This is a genomic window from Sulfurovum sp. bin170 (assembly GCF_010892395.1).
Lineage (GTDB): Bacteria > Campylobacterota > Campylobacteria > Campylobacterales > Sulfurovaceae > UBA1140.
Genome location: NZ_JAACKB010000379.1, coordinates 1 through 2286 on the forward strand (window position 1 = coordinate 1; position 2286 = coordinate 2286).

Genomic DNA, 2286 nt, shown 5'->3' on the forward strand with positions numbered 1-2286 from the left:
CTTTAATGGTGAAATTTATAACTATGAATCGTTAAGATATAAAGATACCAAATACCAATATAAGTCAGATACTGAAGTTCTATTAAAAGGATTTGCAAAAGAGGGTGTTGATTTTTTACATAAGACAAGATCTATGTTTGGATTTGCTTTCTATATGAAAGAGGATAAAACCATCAGTATATGCAGAGATAGAATCGGAATAAAACAGATCTACTATATAGATACTGATGAGATATTTGCATTTGCTTCAACACTTAAACCACTAGTAATGTTCTCTGAGAAAAAATTAAATAGTAAACAGCTCTGGGGATACTATCTAAATAGAGCATTTAAAGCTCCTCATACTATTTTTGAAGATATTAAAGAGATAGAGAGTGGCTCTATTTTAACATTTAACACAGATAAGAAAAAAATTAAATCTATAGATAAATGGTGGGAGAGAGACTCATTAAGTAATATTTTAACTAATGAACAAAATGTTTTAGAAGAGCTAGATAGATTATTACATCAATCTGTACAAGATAGACTAATAGCAGATGTTTCTGTTGGTGCATTTCTCAGTGGTGGTGTTGATTCTAGTACAATCACGGCTATTGCTAGTCAATATAATCCAAAATTAGAGACATTTACAGTAGCAATGAAAGATAAGAGATATGATGAGTCTCCTTATGCTAAAGCTGTATCAGATAGATATAATTTAAAATACCATCAAGTGATGATAGAGGGAAAAGAGTTTTTAGATGAGATTGATAACTGGGTTTCGATGCAAGATGATATTGTCGCTAACCCATCATCACTTCTACTTTATAAACTTGCGACTTTAGCAAAAGAGAATGGCTACAAAGTAATGTTAGCAGGAGAGGGTGCAGATGAGATATTTGCTGGGTACAAGAGCTATAAGAGATTTCTAATATCTCATCAGATATACAGTTATACAAAATTTTTAAAACCATTCTCATCTCCTATTTCAAACTTATTTAAATCTAATAGTAAAAAGAAGTTTATTATAGAGAATATACTAACTAACCCTGCACACTATAGTGAATCTATTATGTTTGAACCTCACTTAGTAAAAGAGCTACTCAATCAAGAGGTTGAAAAGAGAGAGATGTATAGCATAAAAGAGGCGTTGGATATGGATATAAAAGATAGAGTGCCAAATGACCTACTAACAAGTAATGGAGACAGAGCCACTATGGGTGCATCTATTGAGACAAGGGTTCCATTTCTTTCTCACGAGATAGTTAACTTTAGTGCAAAAATTGATGATTCACTCTTTGTAAAGGGTGGAGAGACGAAGTATCTACTAAAAAAACTTGCAACTAGATATATACCTCATGATAATATCTATAGAAAAAAAGTTGGTTTTGAGATGCCATTAAAAGATTGGCTTAGAGATGAGCTTAGAGATACTCTATATCAGTTAATAGAGACATCTGTGCAGAGAGATTTTATAGATATGAATATTATAAAATCAATATTCAAAGCTCATCAGGAGAAACAGGTGGATGCTTCTGGAAAACTTTGGACATTTATGGCACTAGAGCTTAGTTACAGACATTTAATATCTCAATCTTAAGATTCTCTCTGAATTTGATACTAATAACTATTGCAGTTAATTTAGTATTAAACTTTGGAGAGTAAAGATACTCTCCAAACTTCAATCTATCACTACTCATAGATATATGACTTAAAATCTTCTCTTTAGTTACATCAGGATGAAAATGTAATCTAGCAACTCCTTCAGAGTTATTATTTAGGTTATCTTCTATAACCACCCTACCCTCTTTAAAACTCCACTTACGAGTATGCAAAATAGGTCTATATCCATTATGGGTAGCCTCAATAGAATTGTCATCCTCTTTAAAATCAATAACAGTAGCTCGATTAGCAACTCTAAATCCACCCCAGACTTCACTCTGATTTTTACCATTAACTTCTACTGTATTGTGAGAAACTGTAGAGCGTTCAACTGTTCTTCTCTCACAAGTCTCATAAGTAGAGAGACCTGTATCAACAATAAAAGGTTTTCCATCAAGTCTAAGTTCAAAGTTAAATGTATCGGAGTGTGCATGACCTGCAATATAGTCAGCACCAATATGACCAATATCCACTATGCATTCATAGTTTTCGTTAGATATTTTTCTATAGCCACTATCTACTAATTTTGAATTTTGAATTTTGAATTTTAAATTTTTAGCATATTGCATTAACTGTTCTGTTGTTGGTGCAATGCCCTTTGTACTATCATTAAAAAGTGGAATATCTCCATTCTTGTAACTTATA

General features: G+C 31.9%; 2 protein-coding genes. One reads left to right on the plus strand and one right to left on the minus strand.

Annotated elements, in window-relative coordinates; genetic code table 11:
- Positions 1–1579: asparagine synthase (glutamine-hydrolyzing) (gene asnB, locus GSY74_RS09005; protein ID WP_164664774.1), on the plus strand; the 1579-nt coding region annotated here is incomplete at its 5' end.
- Here the strand turns inward: asnB and GSY74_RS09010 are convergent.
- Positions 1548–2286 (minus strand): heparinase II/III-family protein (locus GSY74_RS09010; protein WP_188108711.1); only part of this gene is annotated, 739 nt, incomplete at its 5' end. The two genes, asnB and GSY74_RS09010, sit on opposite strands and share 32 nt — an antisense overlap.